General features: G+C 70.1%; 13 protein-coding genes. 9 read left to right on the top strand and 4 right to left on the bottom strand.

Annotation, left to right across the window (positions count from 1 at the left end; translation table 11 throughout):
- Positions 1–284: 284 nt before the first annotated feature.
- Positions 285–4,334 carry a polymorphic toxin-type HINT domain-containing protein gene (locus ACWFQ8_RS24395; RefSeq protein ID WP_453788388.1) on the top strand — a complete coding sequence of 1,350 codons (4,050 nt, stop codon included), beginning with the start codon at positions 285–287 and terminating at the stop codon, positions 4,332–4,334.
- Between the two features lie 145 nt (positions 4,335–4,479).
- Positions 4,480–4,908 carry a hypothetical protein gene (locus ACWFQ8_RS24390; protein ID WP_453788387.1) on the top strand — a complete coding sequence of 143 codons (429 nt, stop codon included), beginning with the start codon at positions 4,480–4,482 and terminating at the stop codon, positions 4,906–4,908.
- A 635-nt stretch (positions 4,909–5,543) separates the two neighbouring features.
- On the opposite strand, the gene ACWFQ8_RS24385 is transcribed toward ACWFQ8_RS24390, so the two are convergent.
- Both ACWFQ8_RS24385 and ACWFQ8_RS24380 read right to left on the bottom strand, forming a co-directional pair.
- Positions 5,544–5,942, bottom strand: a complete 399-nt coding sequence (locus tag ACWFQ8_RS24385; protein ID WP_453788386.1) for a hypothetical protein — start codon at positions 5,940–5,942, stop codon at positions 5,544–5,546.
- Positions 5,939–6,793 carry an IS5 family transposase gene (locus ACWFQ8_RS24380; protein WP_453788385.1) on the bottom strand — a complete coding sequence of 285 codons (855 nt, stop codon included), beginning with the start codon at positions 6,791–6,793 and terminating at the stop codon, positions 5,939–5,941. The genes ACWFQ8_RS24385 and ACWFQ8_RS24380 overlap by 4 nt, the downstream gene beginning before the upstream one ends.
- Between ACWFQ8_RS24380 and ACWFQ8_RS24375 the strand changes: the two genes are divergently transcribed.
- A complete protein-coding gene (locus ACWFQ8_RS24375; protein ID WP_453788384.1) occupies positions 6,726–7,607 on the top strand; it encodes a hypothetical protein in 882 nt (293 codons plus the stop codon). The two genes, ACWFQ8_RS24380 and ACWFQ8_RS24375, sit on opposite strands and share 68 nt — an antisense overlap.
- Positions 7,608–7,671: 64 nt before the next feature.
- On the opposite strand, the gene ACWFQ8_RS24370 is transcribed toward ACWFQ8_RS24375, so the two are convergent.
- Entirely contained in the window at positions 7,672–8,553 is an 882-nt protein-coding gene (locus tag ACWFQ8_RS24370; RefSeq protein WP_453788383.1) for a hypothetical protein, read from the bottom strand.
- Positions 8,554–9,239: 686 nt separating this feature from the next.
- Between ACWFQ8_RS24370 and ACWFQ8_RS24365 the strand changes: the two genes are divergently transcribed.
- Positions 9,240–9,461, top strand: a complete 222-nt coding sequence (locus tag ACWFQ8_RS24365) for a hypothetical protein (RefSeq protein ID WP_453788420.1) — start codon at positions 9,240–9,242, stop codon at positions 9,459–9,461.
- 311 nt (positions 9,462–9,772) lie between these two features.
- Here ACWFQ8_RS24365 and ACWFQ8_RS24360 read toward each other — a convergent pair whose 3' ends face one another.
- Entirely contained in the window at positions 9,773–10,990 is a 1,218-nt protein-coding gene (locus tag ACWFQ8_RS24360; RefSeq protein WP_453788382.1) for an FUSC family protein, read from the bottom strand.
- Positions 10,991–11,073: 83 nt separating this feature from the next.
- Here ACWFQ8_RS24360 and ACWFQ8_RS24355 point away from each other — a divergent pair, with 83 nt between their 5' ends.
- The 5 genes from ACWFQ8_RS24355 to ACWFQ8_RS24335 all read left to right on the top strand — a co-directional run bounded on the left by ACWFQ8_RS24355 (position 11,074) and on the right by ACWFQ8_RS24335 (position 17,293).
- Complete coding sequence (locus ACWFQ8_RS24355; RefSeq protein ID WP_453788381.1) at positions 11,074–11,310, top strand: hypothetical protein; 237 nt, start codon at positions 11,074–11,076, stop codon at positions 11,308–11,310.
- Positions 11,311–13,223: 1,913 nt separating this feature from the next.
- Positions 13,224–13,991, top strand: coding sequence for an NPP1 family protein (locus ACWFQ8_RS24350; RefSeq protein ID WP_453788380.1), 768 nt, complete (start codon positions 13,224–13,226; stop codon positions 13,989–13,991).
- 257 nt (positions 13,992–14,248) lie between these two features.
- Positions 14,249–15,292 carry a fatty acid desaturase family protein gene (locus ACWFQ8_RS24345; protein ID WP_453788379.1) on the top strand — a complete coding sequence of 348 codons (1,044 nt, stop codon included), beginning with the start codon at positions 14,249–14,251 and terminating at the stop codon, positions 15,290–15,292.
- A 132-nt stretch (positions 15,293–15,424) separates the two neighbouring features.
- Positions 15,425–15,793 (top strand): PRC-barrel domain-containing protein, encoded by a 369-nt coding sequence (locus tag ACWFQ8_RS24340; protein WP_453788378.1) that lies wholly within the window; start codon positions 15,425–15,427, stop codon positions 15,791–15,793.
- Between the two features lie 219 nt (positions 15,794–16,012).
- On the top strand, positions 16,013–17,293 hold the full coding sequence (locus ACWFQ8_RS24335; RefSeq protein WP_453788377.1) for a cation:proton antiporter: 1,281 nt from the start codon (positions 16,013–16,015) through the stop codon (positions 17,291–17,293).
- Positions 17,294–17,349: the final 56 nt, after the last annotated feature.

The raw sequence follows: 17,349 nt of genomic DNA, 5'->3' as shown, positions 1-17,349 counted from the left end.
AGATCGGTCCAGATCAGCGCGGTGAATGTAACGAAGAGAAAAAGACTTGTCTCTGATCTACAACCATCCGGCCACTGAGTGGATCTCTGCTCGTGATCAAGCAGATCTGTACCGGGCCGAAGGCCCGGGATCTGGCCTGCCGCCTTCGGCCTGGGGACGCCGAATGACAGAAGGCAGCAGGCTCTCATTCTGCGCGCGCCGACTGGCAATGACGCCACTGCCCCTCAAGGGGGCTTTCCCGCGCGCGCGGCGGCATCAACAGACCAGCAAGGGGAACCCTTTCCGTGCGTCACAACCTAGACCGGTGGGCCCGAGGCCGCGGCAGAGGAATCGCGAGCGTTAGAAGCGCCGCGCGAGGCCTGCTTCCGCTCGCTCTGCTCGCCGGCCTGATATCCGCGGCGCCCGCCGCCGCCGAAGGCCCGGTCGTCCCGCCGCTGACCGAGCGCGAGCAGGTCCTCCAGCACTGGAAGACCGGTGGACCCTCCGTCAAGTCCACCGCCGGCACAGCACTGGGCGGCAGCGACGAGCAGGTCCGCCAATACCTGGCCAACGGTCAGAAGGTCGCCGAGGAACTCGACCTGCGTGAGGCCGCGCTCAAACTCGTCACCGACGCTGGCCCTGGCCTCAGCGCGGCCGCCGCCACAGCGCTGGCCGGTACGCCACAGGATCTCGCCGCGTTCATGCAGGAGGGCTGGAAGCAGCCCCTCGCAGACGACGAACGCGTTCAGGCGACGCGCATCATCGACGCCGGAGGACCTGGTGTCCGCGAGGTCGGCGACGCGGCGATGCGCGGTTCGATCGAGGGAATCCGCGCCTTCCTGAGTGAGGGCCAGTACAAGCAGCGAGACGACGACGCCCGCGTCCGGGTCACGCAGATCGAGGCCTCCGGCGGCCCTGCCACCAAGCGTGCGGCCGCCGACGCCCTTAAGTCGGGCATCGAGGACATCCGCGATTTCCTCACCTACGGTCAGTACATCGCCCGGGCCCAGGACCAGGAACACGCCACGATCTCGCAGCTGGCCCAGCAGACCGCGGACGCCGGCGTCGCAGCCGAGAAGGCCAAGAAGAGCGCGGTGGACGAGGCGGAGAAGGCCAAGAACTCGGCTCGCTTGGCCAAGGAGGAGACCGCGAAAGCCGCCGCTGAGACCGAGGCCGCGAGGAACGATGCAACCAAGGCCGCGGACGCCTCACGGCGCGCCGCAGAGTCCGCCCGACGCGCCGCCTCCGCCGCCAAGTCCGCCATCGCCTCGGCACGCGCGGCCAACGCGGCTGCCCAGACTGCGGCGATCGCCGCCCACAATGCCTCCAACGCGGCGCTGCACGCCTCCCGCGCTGCGACCCAGGCATGGGACGCCGCAGCCCACGGCAAGGTCAACGCGAAGGTCGCAGCCGACGCCGTCACGGCTGCCGAGCAGGCGGAGAAGATCGCTGACTCGGCCGAAGCGATGGCCAAGACTCTCGAGCAGGCCGACGTCGCTCTGGTGGCGTCGATGAAGGCCATCGACGACATGATCGCCAGCGCCGACTTCGCCGACTCCTCCGGTAAATGGGCCAGTGAGGCAGGTGTCAACTCCGACGAGGCGCAGGCGGCCGCAGCTTCGGCCCGCCGCCATGCCGCCGAGGCCAAGCGCGCTTCCGCCGCCGCCCAGGGCCACGCGGCCGGCGCAGTCGCTGCTGCTCGCCAGGCGCGTGATGCCGCCCGTTCGGCCGCCGGCCACGCCCGTAACGCGGCTGCGGCCGCCCTCAAGGCGGCCGAGCATGCAGGCGACGCGCAAGCGGCTGCCAACGCGGCCAAGGTCAACGCCGAGCAGGCCCTTAAGTCGGCCGAGGCCGCCGACAGCGCCGTCAAGCAGGCCCAGTCAGTCCAGGAGGCGGCCCGCAAGACCGAGGCTGAGGACGTCACTGCACGCACTGCGGCCTCCGTTAACCTGGCCCGAGACGCCAAGGAAGCAGCCAGACTCCTCACGGCCGAAGCCGTCCGCCTTGAGCAGGCAGCGGTCAAGCTCGACGCCGCCTTCACTACGCTCGCCGAGCAGGCGTCCCAGCCCGGCGCCAATGAAACGCAGATCGCGGCCACCGGACGCAAGATGGCCCTGACCGCCATCCAATCCCGTGGGTCATGGAGCAGATCCGCGGCGGAGGCGGCGCTCATCGGCGCCGACGCCGTTGTCGTGGAGTACGCCCGCGCCGGCTGGAAGAAGGCGCAGGAGCAGGACGAACGCGAACAGGTCAACCGCCTCTCGCAGGACTCGCCCTACGAAGACGTGCGTACCGCGGCGGCGGCAGCCATGAAGGGAGACACCGCTCAGGTTCATACCTTCCTCACCGCAGGCCAGTACAAGGCCGCAGCCCCCGACCAACGCATCGAGGTCACCCGCATCGGTGATGCAGGCGGGGAGGGTGTCAAGGACGCCGTCAAGGCGGCCCTCGCCGATCCCAATCCCAAGGCTCTCACCGACTTCCTGACCACCAAGCAGCACCGGGCACGCATCGAGGACTACCGCGTCGAGGCAGTTCGACTGTCCGATGGCGGCGGCCCCCAGCTCAAGGCCGCGGCCGAGACCGCACTGGCCAGTCCCGACACCCACCTGATCACCTTCATAGAGTCCGGCCAGTACCGCGCCAAACGCAAAGACCAACTGACTGCGGCCCACATCGCCCAGGTCCAGGGAATCATTGCGCAGGCCAGTGGTATCGCGGCCACCGCGTACCAGGACGCCTACCAGGCCGCCACGGCCGCGGCCACGGCCCAGGGCTTCGCCGACATCGCCAAGGGCCATGCCCAGAAGGCAATCACCTACGGCAACCAAGCCACCGCCTACGCCAACCAGGCCCAGCAGTCAGCCCACCGTGCCAACCAGTCCGCCAGCGACGCCCTGGCTTCAGCCGCCACCGCACGCAAGGCCGAAGACCAGGCTGCCTTCAGCGCCCGCAGGGCGGATGACTCAGCTGCATCTGCCCAGGCGAGTTTCGTCGCTGCCGTCGGATATGCCGAAGGCGCCTACAAGGCAGCCGAATCGGCTCGTACGTCGGCGCTTGACGCTGGCCTCAGCGCAAACGAAGCCGCGAACAAATACCGGACTACGCTCGACCGCTACCAGGTCGACCAATTCCTCGCAGATATCCAGGAAGCCCTCCGCTTCACGGCAACCGACACCACAGACAACCCCTTCGACCGTCTGCCAGCCTGGATAAAGATCCCCCTGGCCATCAACGGGATCACGTCACCCGAAGACGCTCGCTTCCAGATCGACCTCACCCACGCCTTGCTGGACGGCTTCGGGACGCTCCCTGGTATCGGAGAGCCCGCAGACGGCGCCAGCTGCGCCCTGTACGCGATCGAAGGGGCTATCAACCACTTCTCGCCCACAGGCGGCGAGGACCTGTGGATGAACGCCGGACTCGCCTGCGCCTCGATGATCCCCTTCGCGGGCTGGGCCACTACACCGGCAAAGTGGGCACGGCACGCCGAAAACCTCGGCCCCAAGTCAAAGGAGGTATACGAGCAGCTCGGCAGCCTGTGGAAAAGGACACGTACCTGCGGGGTGAGCACGAACAGCTTCCCGGCGGGCACGCGTGTCCTCATGGGGGATGGCTCGGCCAAGCCCATCGAGAAGATCCGTGTGGGCGACATGGTCCAGGCCACCGACCCCGTCACCGACGCCGCCGGACCGCGCCGGGTCGACGCCACCATCTACACCCCGGACGACCGGGACTTCACGGACATCACCCTAGATCCCGCACGCGGCGGAGCCTCCGTCACGGCCACCGATAACCACCCTTTCTGGTCCGAGTCGACCCGCAAGTGGACCGAGGCCGCCGCACTCAAGACCGGCGACAAGCTCCGCCTTGCGGACGACAGCACGGCCCGCATTTCCGGCACGCGGCAATGGAAGACCCTCCGGGGGGCCTACAACCTCACGGTCAATTCCCTCCACACGTACTATGTGCTGGCCGGCGCCGTGCCGCTGCTGGTGCACAACAGCAGAACCCCCCGCGAGATGCCGAACTTCGTCAGCGCCGCGGCTCGGGAGGTACTGGCCGGCACCCGGACTCAGCGCAGGAACCCCGATGGGACCCTCGACTTCTTCTCCGGAAGGGATCTCAGCCCGTCGATGCGGAGATTCTGGGGGACGACTGCAGAGAATGCGGGCGTTCCTGCCAATGAGCGGGTGACCTCGAGGATCTACGAGGTCAGGCCAGGAGACAACGGGTACCGTCTAGTCGTCCGCTCCAAGCCTGGCGAGCCAGACAAGTATGCATGGTTCCCGCCCGGCCCCGACGGAGGCCACAACTACGGCAATCTCAATCAGTTCGACTCCGGATGCCTCTGAAATCAAGGAAATCATGGATACGCATGCATTGTCGGCTGCTCTTTCATCCTCCGGAATTTCCCTCGTGGGAATCGCGGAGACGGTGACGACCTGCCCTCCGTCAGTCGTCGGCCTGGCGACTTCATGCGGGCCGGAGGACGGCCGGGTGGATGAGATCATCCAGTACGGCAGCCCCGACCCTCTTCGTGATGTCAACAATGCATGGATCCGCCTGGCATCGCAGTTCGGATTGTTCGGTAAGGAACGGGAATTCCTTCTCGGTGTGCGAGCCGACGAAGAATCGGACTCGGTCTGGGCCCGGGTCCGGCTCGGCGAGGAATGGAACGTCGCCGGACACAGCCCGTCGACGATCACGGGCCCCTGCCGCCCCTGGACGGGCGGTCTGCTCACCATGTCCTTGTCAGGGAGTGTCGTCATCATCGGCACGACGTACGAGCAGTGCATGGCCGTGTTGGCCCTGCCCGACCCACACCGGGTCCCGGTCATCCGCCGGTACGCCCAGTACGTGATGGCGAAGGGAAAACTGTCCGAATGGGAAGACGAAAACCTTAGAGCCTGGCTCGACCAGGACTGACGACGCTTCCCACGCCGCGAACTGAACGTGCATGCCACCGAAGCCATCTTCCGTGGGCATGCGTGCGAAGGGCTGTCCCTGTGAATGGGTGGGAGATGGTGGCTGTGAATGGGTGCGGCGGTGGCACTGGATGGTCGTCAGCAAGGATGGGATTCATCCAGGGGTGCGCGTCGAATGGCTCGTGACCGACCGGCTCGCATGCGCCTGACACTCGGACGAGAGAGAGGGGGCCCTGGCCGGGCGGGGTAGCGCCGCTCAGCGCACTCCACGGAGGACGCATCGTGTACGCGTCTCCCAAACAACGACGCCGGAGCGGGGCACGGCGGCCCCAGTCGGAGCCGCTCGGGCCTCCCGTCTCGCCGTGCCTCCGAGGCACCTGAAGGTGCCCCTCGCGCTCGAAGAACTGCGCGGCGGCGGGGAGGTGGATCGCTTACTCATCGGACAACAGGCAGCACGAAGCCCCGGGACCATGTCGGCCCGGGGCTGTGCCGTTCGGTCAGCTCGTCGAGAGCCGCCGGGGGTGGTTGGTCAGGTCGCGGTGCTGGCAGTCGCCATCTCTCGGTGGGGCCGCCGCGGGCCGGCTTGAGAGCGAAGGGCCTCGCAGAACTGCGAATCCGGGCCGTCCTCAGTGGGCGTTAAGTCCGTTTCTGGTAGCGGCCTCGTCCGGGTTGGGTGAGGAAGCCTTGGCGGGTGAGGCGTCCGAGGCGGCTGCGGGTGATGTTGACGGATGCTTCGTCGGTGGGCATGTCGAGGAGTTCGTGCAGGTCGCGGGCCCGGAATGCCTGGTGGGGGTGCTGGTTGAAGGCGTCGACGATGGCCTGGTAGGCGGTGCTCGACTCAGGCGGATCGGGTTCGGTGCCGGTAGGTGCGAGTTCGGCGATGATCTCGCGGGTGGTGGCGAGGTCCGTAAGACGTGCTTCGGTCTCGGTGAGGGCGGCGGTGAAGTGTGCGATCTGATGGCGGAGTTCGTCTGCCCGGGCCGTGGCCTCGTTCTCCCGGAGGTGAAGGTCCACCAGGAGTTCGGTGATGTTCACGCGGCCAGCCCGATGGTGTCGCGCCAGGCCGGCGTGGGTGTGGTGAGACGGCGGGCCATGTTGGCGGTGGAGGCCCAGTAGACGCGTGAGGCGGAGGTGTCGGGCCGGTGGTCGTACTCACGGGTCAGGCGCCGGTGGAGCATCAGCGTGCCGTTCGTCTGCTCGACCACCCACCGCTTGGGCTGCGGGACGAACCTTTTGCCCTGGTCGGCGTGGTTGCGGCGGACGACCTCGACGCCGATGTCCAGCAGTGCGCCGTGAACGATGACCGCTTCCTTGAAGCCCTGGTCGACCGGGGCTTTCTCCAGGCGCATTCCGCACCGCTCGGCGGCCTGGTCGAGCAGGGCGATGCCGGCGGCGTTGTCGTGCGCCGAGGCGGCCATGACGACGACGCCGATGATCAGCCCCAGCACGTCGACGGCCAGTCCCCGCTTGCGTCCCGAGACCTTCTTGTTCGCGTCCAGCCCGGTCGTGGTCCTGGGGACACCCGCCGCAGCGCGGACGGACTGGGTGTCGATGATCACGAGGGACGGGTCTTCTAATCGGCGGGCTTTCTCCCTGACCTGGCAGCGAAGTAGTTCCTGAATCCGCTGGTCGAGCCCGTCCTCGCGCCACAACCTGAAGTAGTAGAACACCGCCGACCAGGCCGGCAGGTCATGCGGCAGCATGCGCCACTGACAGCCCGTCCGGTTTTGGTAGAAGATCGCGTTCACGACCTCCCTCAGGTCACAGGACCCGGGATCCCCGGTCGCCGACCGCGCCACCCGGCTCTGTTTCCAGGCCGTGATCATCGGCTCGATCAACGCCCACTGCCCATCCGACGAATCGCTGAGATACGGCTCTCTCATCACGCCCCGCATCTCAACATGGACATGCCCATCGAGCAGCCCGGACCGCGATCAGTACCACGATCGAGCGATCACGAACGAAGAGAAGTCGGACTTAACGACCACTCAGAACCACTGGCTCCGCGTCGAAGCCACCCCCGACGACCGGGCGACGGCCCGCCTACCGCACGAGGGCATCACCGGCGCCGAGCACATCCCGGATGCCGTACCGCGCCCGCGCCTGCACGCCACCGTCCGCTGGAGCAAAGACGGCTGGACCTACGACGCCGACCTGATCTCGTACGTCCCCCAGCCGGTGATCTCCCCGGCCACCCCCGAACTCCTCGCCGACCCGGGCCTCACCGACGGGTGGTGGACCGAGCTGCACAAAGCCCTGGACATGCTGGCCGGGGTGCCGACGGACCGGGAGGCGGTGAGGACGCTGTGGATGCGCCGCTCCTTCCCCCTCTTCCTCGGCATCGACGCCCCGGACCACATCGCGCGGGTGACCGGGCACGGCGACCTGCACTGGGCCAACCTCACCGGCACCCCGATCACGATCATGGACTGGGAACGCTGGGGCAGCGTGCCCGTCGGTTTCGACGCGGGCCTCCTCCACGCCTACAGCCTGCGCGTTCCCGCGGTCGCGGCGCGCGTGCGGGACGAGTTCGCCGACGTCCTCGGAACACCGGCCGGACAGATCGGGGAACTCGCCGCGCTCTGCGAACTGCTCCAGTCCGTCGCACGCGGCGAATACAGCGACATCTCCGCACCCCTCATGGATCGGGCCGAAGCCCTCACCGGCCGCAGACCACCCGTCCCGCCCCAGCGCTGGTAGCTGCGCCGTGAACAGCCGGGGGCGCCCCTTCGCCGCCCCCGGCGACGGGCCTGCCGTAGGCCAGCTACCGGTTGGACCGGCCCATGAGTTCCAGGACTCCGTCGTGGAGGCGGATCAGGCCCACGTCGAAGAGGCTGCTGGGTGGGGTGAACTGGGCCGCACTGATCTTGACAGGGCTGTTGGTCAGGAGGCTGCCGATCTCCTCAGTGGTGCTGCCGTTGGACCACTGTAGGCAGCGTTCCGCGTTGCTCCGGCGGGCCGGTGCGAGGTGGGCGCGGTGGCGGTGCGCGCTCCACCAGAGGTTGGCACGGCCCAGGAGAGCGCTGCGTAGTGAGGTGGTGGGTGATGGACGCCAGTGCTGCGCCATAGCAGCCTCGCCCGGCGTCAGGTCTTCCTCTCGCCAAGCAGGCGTACGGCCGTCCTTCGCTTCGCTGGCGAAGCGCGATGACCGAACTTCCTCCTCCACACTGTTTCGCATGTCCTGGAGCGAGCCCTCACACACGTTCTCGCGAACCTCGATCAGGCCGCCGGTAGGCAGGTGACGCAGCAACAGTGCCCTTCGGGTGATCCGTTCCAGCCGCAGGCCCGGAATCCCCGAGACCTCGTACGACTGGTCGGTGAATGTACGGACGTAGGGGAGGAGATAGCTCGCGACACGGGCGGCGGTGGTCACCTGGAGGACGAAGCGATCAGGTTGGGGAGCGATCCAGCCCACATAAGCCAGCAGGTCGGGGAAGGTGCGACAGCCTGCCAGGTCGAAGGGATGCTCGGCCCCCCTGCTGAAGAAGCAGTCGAACAGCAGCCCCTGCAACTGCTGCTGCCCGGGCTCCTCAGTGTCCAGGCGGATAAGCCCGTTGCGTTGACGCATCCGGCGCAGGTAGTTGTCGGGGATCCGCAGTTCCTCCCTGCACATGGCGAGGTAGGCCTTGTCGCGGCTGTACGGCATGGTGAATTCCCGTTCGGGCGCGTCCCGGACCGCAGCCGGACGAAGATGGGCGATGCGAAGGCATCGAGGCGGCGGACAGCGAGTGGTGACGGAGAACGGGGTATCGCACCCTTGGGCGCATGGGCGGTCTGTCCGGGCAGCACCGCAGGCCTTCAGCCGGTCCCCACGGCTGCCCCGACATCGTAGGCCGACGTCCCGCAGGAAACGTACGGCACGCCCACCGCCTCTCCCGTTCGGGTGCCGGTTCTTCCCCAGCTGACGAACGCGCTTGCAACAGGCCCCTTTCACGTGCCGTATGGCTGGTCGCGGTCGGCGGCAGACTCCGGCCGAATCAATGCGGGGCGTCGCAAGGACTGGCAGATGGCGTTGAGCCGGACGCCGATCACCGCCGCTGCGCTGCCGGGATACGCCCCCACGGCGGCCGCAGAGCCGCAGGGGCGGAACGACGAGGCGGGATGCGGCAGCAACACGGCGTGGTCGGCTGCAGCGTCTATGCGCCTTCCTCTACGATCCGGAGGCGGCATGCCACGAACGCCGCTCGCCGCCGTCTCGGGCGTCCACGCCGCCCGCTACCCAGTTCGGCCAAGGCTTCACCGGGCACACCGGGATGGGCCCGTGCACAAGCCCGTTGCCAAGAACCTGTATCTCGGCTGACCTGGGCGGAGCGTGGCTGTCTGGAGAAGCACATGACGAAGAGCGGCTCAAACGCCTACGAGCAGCGCATCCGCGCTCACGCAGCCGAGGCCGGCCTGAGCTACCGCGAGGCCGCCCGCGCCATCGACCACGCGAGCCGTGCCGATCGCACCGTGCTTGACCACATCCAATCGCACGTCCAGGTGTGGCGCGGCTTTCAGCTCCGGCCCGAGGCCCTAGCCGAGGAGCGGGAGTACTACCTCTGGCACCTATGATGGCCAGCAGGTCGACGGCCGGGTCGCCGGCCGCGAGCATGATCGCGAGGGCGTCGTCGTGACCGGGATCGCAGTCGATGATGATCGGTACGGGCACGTCACTCCTGGCGGTCGGACGCGGAGCTCGGGGGCGGGGAGCTCCAGTGTGCCGCCCCACCGGCCCCGGGACCACAGGACACCGGGACCACAGACACCGGGAGCACTGGGCGCCGGCGGTCGCGGGGCGCCGGGAGCACTGGGGACCGGGGGCATTCGGCGCCGGGCCCCCGGTCCACCCGGCACCCGCTGGCAGCCCGGGTACGCGCCTCGGGCTACGGCAGGTCCCGGCCGGTGCCGCGGCGCAGACGCGCGGGCAGGCGCTCCCGGAGGAGGCCCGTGCGCCGGGTGCGGGTGTGGGCGTCCAGTTCCTCCAGCAGCCGCTGGGAGCGCTTGTCGACGCCCAGTTCGTCGAGGACGCGGTCGATCTCGGTGAGCAGCGCCCCGTGCAGCTGCCAATGTTCCGGATCCTCACGGGCGCCGGCCGCCAGCAGCTCCGCGAGCCGGTCGCGGTGCGCCCGGGCCACGGCGAGCTCCCCGGTCAGGCGGGCCTCCGCCTCCTCGGCGTTGGCGCTGACCTGGGCGGTGATCAGCTGGGCGAAGCTCTCCACGGCGACGGCCGTGTGACGGAGCACCTGTCGCAGGGCCTCCGTGGTCTCGGACGGGAAGAGCGGGCCGTCGGGACGGGCCCTCGACAGGTCGGTCAGCGTCCGGCAGGCCACGCGGAGCACCACCGCGCAGATCTCCAGGGTGTCCAGGCCCGTGCGCAGCACCAGCCGGAAGAGCAGGCCCTCCTTGACCCTCGGATTGAGCCGGAGGCTGTCCTCGGCCTGCCGCAGAGCGGCGTCGACCTGCGCGATGTCGTTGTCCAGGCGGCGTGCCTCGTGGAGCCGGGCCGCTGCCTGCTCCACCTTGGCGGGCCCGAGCGGGTCCTCGCCGAGGTGGTCGAGCAGCCTGCTCATGCGGCCGGCGAGGTCGGTGATGGCGGTACCCGCCGGGCCGACCCACAGCGGGGGTGCCAGGAGCAGGTTGACCAGGAGGCCGACGACCGCGCCGATGAGCGTTTCAAGGACCCGGTCCCAGGCGGTGTCCGCGACCTGGGTGACCCCGAGGACGAGCATGGCGCTGATGGCGACCTCGGGGACGAACTCGTCGACGCGGACCAGGTGGCCCACCACCAGGGAGGCGAGGATGAGCAGACCGAGGCTCCACCAGGTCAGGCCCACCAGAGCGCTGAAGCCGATCGCGATCAGGACGCCGACGATCACGGAGTTCACACGTCGGATGCTGGTGGTCAGGGTCGAGTACAGGGTCACCTGGACGACGAGCAGCGCGGTCAGCGGCGCGGTCAGCGGGTTCGGCTCGCTGCTCAGTTGCAGGGCGGCGACATAGCTGAGGACGGCCGCCGCGGTGGAGCGCAGGGCTTGGACGGCGACCGGGTCGCGGTGGCGCCGGGCGACACGGGTGGCGAAGCTAGTGATCGTTTGGGGCATACCCGGCCCCTTCCCCGGCGTCGGCGGCTGACGCACCGCGCACGGATTGCCGTGCTGTGAGCGGGTAGACGGGAGGAGTACCCGTGGACGAGACCGGTGAGGGAGCTGTCGTCATGAAGGACACCAAGGACACGAAGGGCGCCGGGGGCATGGAGAACAAGCAGCAGGAGCCGGGGAAGGGGCGCGAGGAGCAGATGAGCGAGCACCCCGGCCCCGACCCGGTGCACCCCGAGGCCAGCAGGCCGGTCTCCGGCAAGACCCCGGAGGAGGTCAGGAAGCTCCAGGAGCGGCGGATGAACCACGAGGACGGCGCGAGCTGACCGAGGACCGGTCCGCCCCCGGGCGGCCCCTTCTTTTCGGATCTTGACCGCCCCGCGCTGTGCGGCACCGCACCTCGTCCCCGGGATTTCGTCCGGGGTGCCCCCAGGTGGCCGGAACACCCGGGTGCGGCCGGTGACCGGGCGCCCCTCCACCCCGCGATGCACGGCACCGGAGGGCGGGGGCTCAACCGGTCGGATCCGAAAGGGGCGGCCCGGGCCCGAACCGGCTGCCCGAGCGGCGCCGGGGGCCGGAGCCCTTCCGGTAGGCCGCTCCGCGCAGCGCTGGTACCTCGAAGTCGACCTGTTCGTTCTCGCGGAACCGGTACGTCACAACGCCTCCCGGGGTCCACTCCACCGTACGAGCGGCCCCCGCGGCCCGCACGCGAGCGGCGGACCGGTCACCGGCGGGGCCCGCCCGGCCCACGAGCACGCCGGGACCGAGCATGCCCCGCGGATCGAGCGCCCCTTCGGTAGCCCGCAGTACGGGGGCGAAGGGCGCCGGGCACCGCGCCGTCCGGGTGGACGTACGGGAGGCGGCAGTTGACAGTGGCCGGGTGCTCGGGTGCTCGGGTGCTCGGGTGCTCGGGTGCTCGGGTGGCGCCGGTGGCCGGTGGCCGGTGGCCGGTGGCCGGGAGCGGCGCCGCGCCCACTTCCGTCCGCCGACTAGACCCCCTGGACGCCGACGCGCTCGGGTACGTGTTGCCGGACCTGGTCGCCACCCCCGTCCGCCGGCGGATCCAGCACCCGGAGCAGACCCCCGGACCCCCGCGGCCATGATCCGGCGCCGCGCCCCCCTCTTCGCGGCGGCCGCCACCCCCGCCCTGGGGGTGTCACTCCCATGAGGCCGCCCGCCCTGCTCGTCCCTACCGGTGCAGGCCGGGCGCCCCCGGCGGAACCGGGTCATCATGGCGGGAGGCCGGCGCGTCCTCCGGGTGGTCGCCGGGCCCCGAGCGCGCGGCCCGTGCGGGCCGGGAAGTGAGTCGAACGCATGGACGAATCGCGCAGAGCCTGGATCGCGGTCGGCGTCGTCGTCACCGTCATCCTCCTCGACCTGGCGGCCATCATCGTGATGAACACCCTCTGACGACGACCGTGTGACCCGCACCCGCGCCGCCCCGGGCGCCGCGGGCGCCACCCCGTGACACCGCCCTGCCGGACGCCCCGCGCCGGAGGCCGCCGGCGCGGGGCGTCCCGATCCGCACCGCCCCGCCCAGGTCCGGTCCGGCCTCTGCCGCCCGGCCGCAGGGGCCCGTAGCCCGGAACGCTCCGCAAGGCCGCACCTCCGATCTGGGCGGGGCGTCCCGATCCGCACCGCCCCGCCCAGGCCCGATCCGGCCTCTGGCGCCCGGCCGCAGGGGCCCGTAGCGCGGCACCGCTCCGCAAGGCCGCCCCCGACCTGGGCGGGGCGTCCCGATCCGCACCGCCCCGCCCAGGTCCGGTCCGGCCTCTGCCACCCGGCCGCAATGGCCCGTAGCCCGGGACCGCTCCGCAAGGCCGCCCCGGACAGGGCTCCGTGCCGGCCCCTCCCGCCGGGCCCTTCCGCTCGCCCCTTCGGCGACGGATTCAACGCGTCCTCCCCTGTGTGCATACCGCCCCGGGTTCCGGCGTGCCTGAGAGGCCGGCGCCGCACCGTCCGGCTCTGCGGCAGGCACGCGGCCGCTCGGCCGGCTGAGAGGCCGGCGCCGCACCGTCCGGCTCCGCGGCAGGACCGCGCCCGCTCTGCGGCCGGACCCTGCTGACGTCTCTTCAACTCCCTTTGTCCACAAGGCAGTACAAACCTCCACCATGCACGGAAGAGGGTCCGTGCGAACCCTTGCTGTGCCGCTCCGGTTCGCGAATGATGCTGCGGGCGTGTCGGCCGACGGTGGCCGCGATTCGCCCGCCCCTCGAACCGACCGGCCAGGAGGCCTGCCTTGCGGACGAACCGTCACATCCGGAGATCCCTCGTGGTCGTCAGCGCCGCCCTCGCGCTGGTCGTCGGCCTTCCCCACGTGGCCTTCGCGGCGCCGCCCCCGGCCCTGCCCAGCCAGGCCGAAGCGATCGAGCTGACCTTCCAGCCGGCCTACGACTACGACACCGACGGCTGCTATCCGACGCCCGCCATAGGGCCGAGCGGAGTTCTGAACCCGGGCCTCAAGCCCACCGGCGCCCTCAACGGCAACTGCCGGGACGCCTCGGACCTCGACAACACCAACGGCTACTCCCGCTGGACCTGCAACAACGGCTGGTGCGCCGTGGTGTACGCGCTGTACTTCGAGAAGGACCAGGCGATCCCCGGCATCAGCCTCGGCGGCCACCGCCACGACTGGGAACACGTGGTGGTCTGGATCCAGGGCGGCGAGGCCAAGTACGTCGCGACCTCCGCCCACGGCGACTTCACGCTCCACGCGCGCGACCGGATCCGGTGGGACGGCACCCACCCCAAGGTCGTCTATCACAAGGACGGCGTCGGCACGCACTGCTTCCGCGCCGCGAACACCAACGACGAACCGCCCGAGAACCACCGCGGCACCTGGCAGTTCCCCGCGCTCGTCGGATGGTCGGGCTACCCCGCGACCCTGCGGGACAAGCTCAGCCAGGCCGACTTCGGCAGCGCACACTTCGGCTTGAAGGACGGCTCCTTCCAGTCGCACCTCGCGGAGGCGAAGCCGGTGGGCATCCCCTTCGACCCGTACCTGTAGCCGCGCCCCCACCGGCCGGTGCGGCGCCTCGGCGCACCGGCACGGTGGTGCTCCTCCCGCACGGGCGAGCGGCGGCGACGTGAGGTGACCGCCGGAACCGCAGGGTGACCGGCGCGTACGGCAGGCGCCGACGCCGCCGCCCGCCACGGGAAACCGGACGGGTCGGTTCAGGTTGGCCCCCGGATTCCGGGTAGGCGCGGAAGGCACGGTCCCGCGCCGTCGCCTCGCGGTCGAGAACAGAAGAGAGCCCCCTGATCATGAATTCCCCCCAGACGCGTCCCCCTCCCGCGCGCACGGAATCGGGCAGCGACTTCGCACGGCTGTCCAGGAAGATCCAGGCGGCGGGGCTCATGGGGCGGCGCCCCGGCTACTACACGCTGCGCTTCACCGTCGTGATCGGGCTCTACGCGGCCGGCTGGACGGCCTTCGTCCTGATCGGGGACAGCTGGTGGACGCTGGTGGCGGCCAGCTTCCTCGCCCTCGTCTTCGGACAGGTCGCCCTCCTCGCGCACGACGTCGCACACCGTCAGGTCTTCCGTCTGCGCAGGGCCAGCGAGCTGTCCGGGCGCATCGCCGGGAACCTCGGCATCGGCATGGGCTACGGCTGGTGGCAGGACAAGCACACCCGGCACCACGCCAACCCCAACCACGTGGACCTCGACCCCGACCTCGATCCGGACGTGCTCGTCTGGACGCAGGACCAGGCGCGTGCCGCCAGCGGCCTACCGCGGCTCTTGGGCCGCTCGCAGGCCTTGCTGTTCTTCCCGCTGCTCCTGCTGGAGGGCTTCAACCTGCACGTGTCGGGGGTGCGCTCGCTGGCCGACCGCGCGCTCAAGAACCGGGTGTGGGAGGGCCTGCTGCTCCTGTCTCACTTCACCGCCTACCTGGGCGCCCTGTTCCTGGTGCTGCCGCCCGGCAAGGCCATCGCGTTCCTCTTCCTGAACCAGTGCCTGTTCGGGGTCTACCTCGGTTCGATCTTCGCCCCGAACCACAAGGGCATGCCCGTCCTGAAGGGCACGGATCGGCCGGATTTCCTGCGCCGCCAGGTACTGACCTCCCGCGACGTGAAGGGCGGTCTCCTCACGGACCTCGTCCTCGGCGGCCTGAACTACCAGATCGAGCACCACCTCTTCCCCAGCATGCCCAGCCCCCACCTGCGCAGGGCCCAGGTGATCGTCCGGCGCCACTGCCAGGAGCTGGGCATCAGCTACCTGGAGACCAGTCTGGTCGAGTCCTACCGGCAGACCCTCGCCAGCCTCCACGAGGCCGGGGCTCCGCTGCGCAAGCCCCGTACGACGTGACAGACCCTCCCCGGTCCGATATCTGAATTCCGGCGAATGAAGGTCCGGGTGCGGGGCATGCGGAGTTCAGGCAAAGGAGGAGCGGTGAGGGAAATACTCACCGCCCACTGTTTACCGAAGGAGTGTTTTCGCGTGACTGAGCATGTGTGGAGTTTCAAGTCGACCTCCGGCTACCTTGCCGGTACTGATCTCACCGGTTTCAAGGTCGAGGCGACCGACGGAAGCATCGGTAAGGTCGACAAGCACTCCGACGAGGTCGGTGACGCCTATCTGGTCGTGGACACCGGGGTGTGGATCTTCGGCAAGGAGGTTCTCCTTCCGGCGAGCACCGTGGTCCGGATCGACGCGGCCGAGGAGAAGATCTACGTCGACCGCACCAAGGGGCAGGTCAAGGACGCTCCCGAGTTCCACCGGGACCAGCACCTCAGTGACAGCGGCTACCGCGAGGAACTGGGCACGTACTACGGCACAGGCGCCCCCTTCGGCGGCCGCCCGGCCTGATCCGGCAGTGGGCCGGCGCCGCTCCGGCGCCGTCCCGGCACGGGAAGGGGCCCGAACTCGACGAGTTCGGGCCCCTTCCCGTGCCCGGCTCCAAGAGGTGCGGCCACGGGTCGGACCGGGCTGGGCCGTTCGGCGGCAGGACATTCGCGGCTTTCGGGCGGCCGCGAGCAGATCGGGTAGGCGTGGGACGAGAGTTCCGCGCGGGAATGGTGGTTCGGTTTGGCTCTGACCGGGATCGATATGGTGTACGCCTGTGCCGGGCTGGGCGCGTTGTGCGCGGCGGTACTGCCGACGGCCCTGGCGAAACGGCCGCTGTCGCTGCCCATGGTGTTCCTCGCGGCGGGGTTCCTCGTCTTCCTGCTGCCCCTCGACGCCCTCCCCGACCTCGACCCCGTCCAGCACCGCGGCGTGGTGGAGCACCTCACGGAAGTCTGCGTCGTCGTCGCACTGATGGGCGCGGGGCTGGCCATCAACCGCCCGCCGGGGCTGCGCGCCTGGTCGACGACGTGGCGGCTGCTGGGCCTGGCCATGCCGCTCACCATCGCCCTGACGGCGGCGGCCGCGGCGTGGCTGCTGGGGTGGCCGCCGGCCGTCGCTCTCCTGGTCGCGGCCGCCCTCGCCCCCACGGACCCGGTCCTCGCCGCCGAAGTGCGGGTGGGGGAGCCGACCGACGAGGAGGACGACGAGGACGAGGTCCGGTTCGCCCTGACCAGCGAGGCCGGCCTCAACGACGGGCTGGCCTTCCCCTTCGTCCTGGCGGCCGTCGCCCTGACCACGGCCTCCCCGAGCGGCTGGTCCACGGAGGGGCTCTGGCACTGGGTCTGGAGCGACGTGCTGGTGCGCAGCACGGTGGGGCTGCTGGTCGGCCTCGCCGTCGGCCGGCTCCTCGGCTGGATGTTCTTCCAGGCGGCGTGGAAGGCGCTGCGGCTCGCCGAGCACCGCGAGGGCTTCGTCGCGCTCGCCGCCACTTTCGCCGCGTACGGACTGACCGAGCTGGTGCACGGCTACGGATTCGTCGCCGTGTTCGTCACCGCCTGCGCGATCCGCGGGGCCGAACGGGGGCACCGCTACCACCGGGTGATGCACGCCTTCACCGACCAGATCGAGCGGCTCCTCACCGCCGTCGTGCTCTTCCTCGTCGGCGGCTTCATCGCCGACGGCGGGCTCGCAGCGCTGACCTGGCGCGGGGCCGTTCTGGGACTGCTGCTCTTCGTGGTGATCCGCCCAGTGGTGGGATGGGCGGTGCAGATCCGGGGCCGGGCCGTCGGGTGGGAGCGCGCCGTCATCGCGGTCTTCGGCATCCGGGGGATCGGTTCCTTCTTCTACCTGGCGTACGCCCTGGGCGCGGCCGACTTCGCCGCACCCGCCCGGGAACTGTGGGCGGTGGTGACCTTCACCGTCCTGCTCTCGGTCCTCCTGCACGGCATCACGGCCACCCCCGTCACCGCCCGGCTCGACTCCTCGGAGCAGGCCGGCGGTCCGCGGGCGGGCACGACGTAGCGCCCGGGCGACCGGCCCGGGCGCTGCACAGCGGGGGATACGCGAAGCCGGAGTCG

It is taken from the genome of Streptomyces sp. NPDC055254, assembly GCF_053606025.1.
Note: the sequence above shows the minus strand (reverse complement) of the source record. Positions and strands in the feature narration are given on the sequence as shown.

What these genes read in the sequence shown, in the direction of transcription:
- ACWFQ8_RS24345 (WP_453788379.1), top strand. Translation starts at nt 14,249, where the DNA reads ATGAATTCCCCCCAGACGCGTCCCCCTCCCGCGCGCACGGAATCGGGC.
- ACWFQ8_RS24360 (WP_453788382.1), bottom strand. Translation starts at nt 10,990, where the DNA reads ATGCCCCAAACGATCACTAGCTTCGCCACCCGTGTCGCCCGGCGCCAC.
- ACWFQ8_RS24365 (WP_453788420.1), top strand. Translation starts at nt 9,240, where the DNA reads ATGACGAAGAGCGGCTCAAACGCCTACGAGCAGCGCATCCGCGCTCAC.
- ACWFQ8_RS24370 (WP_453788383.1), bottom strand. Translation starts at nt 8,553, where the DNA reads ATGCCGTACAGCCGCGACAAGGCCTACCTCGCCATGTGCAGGGAGGAA.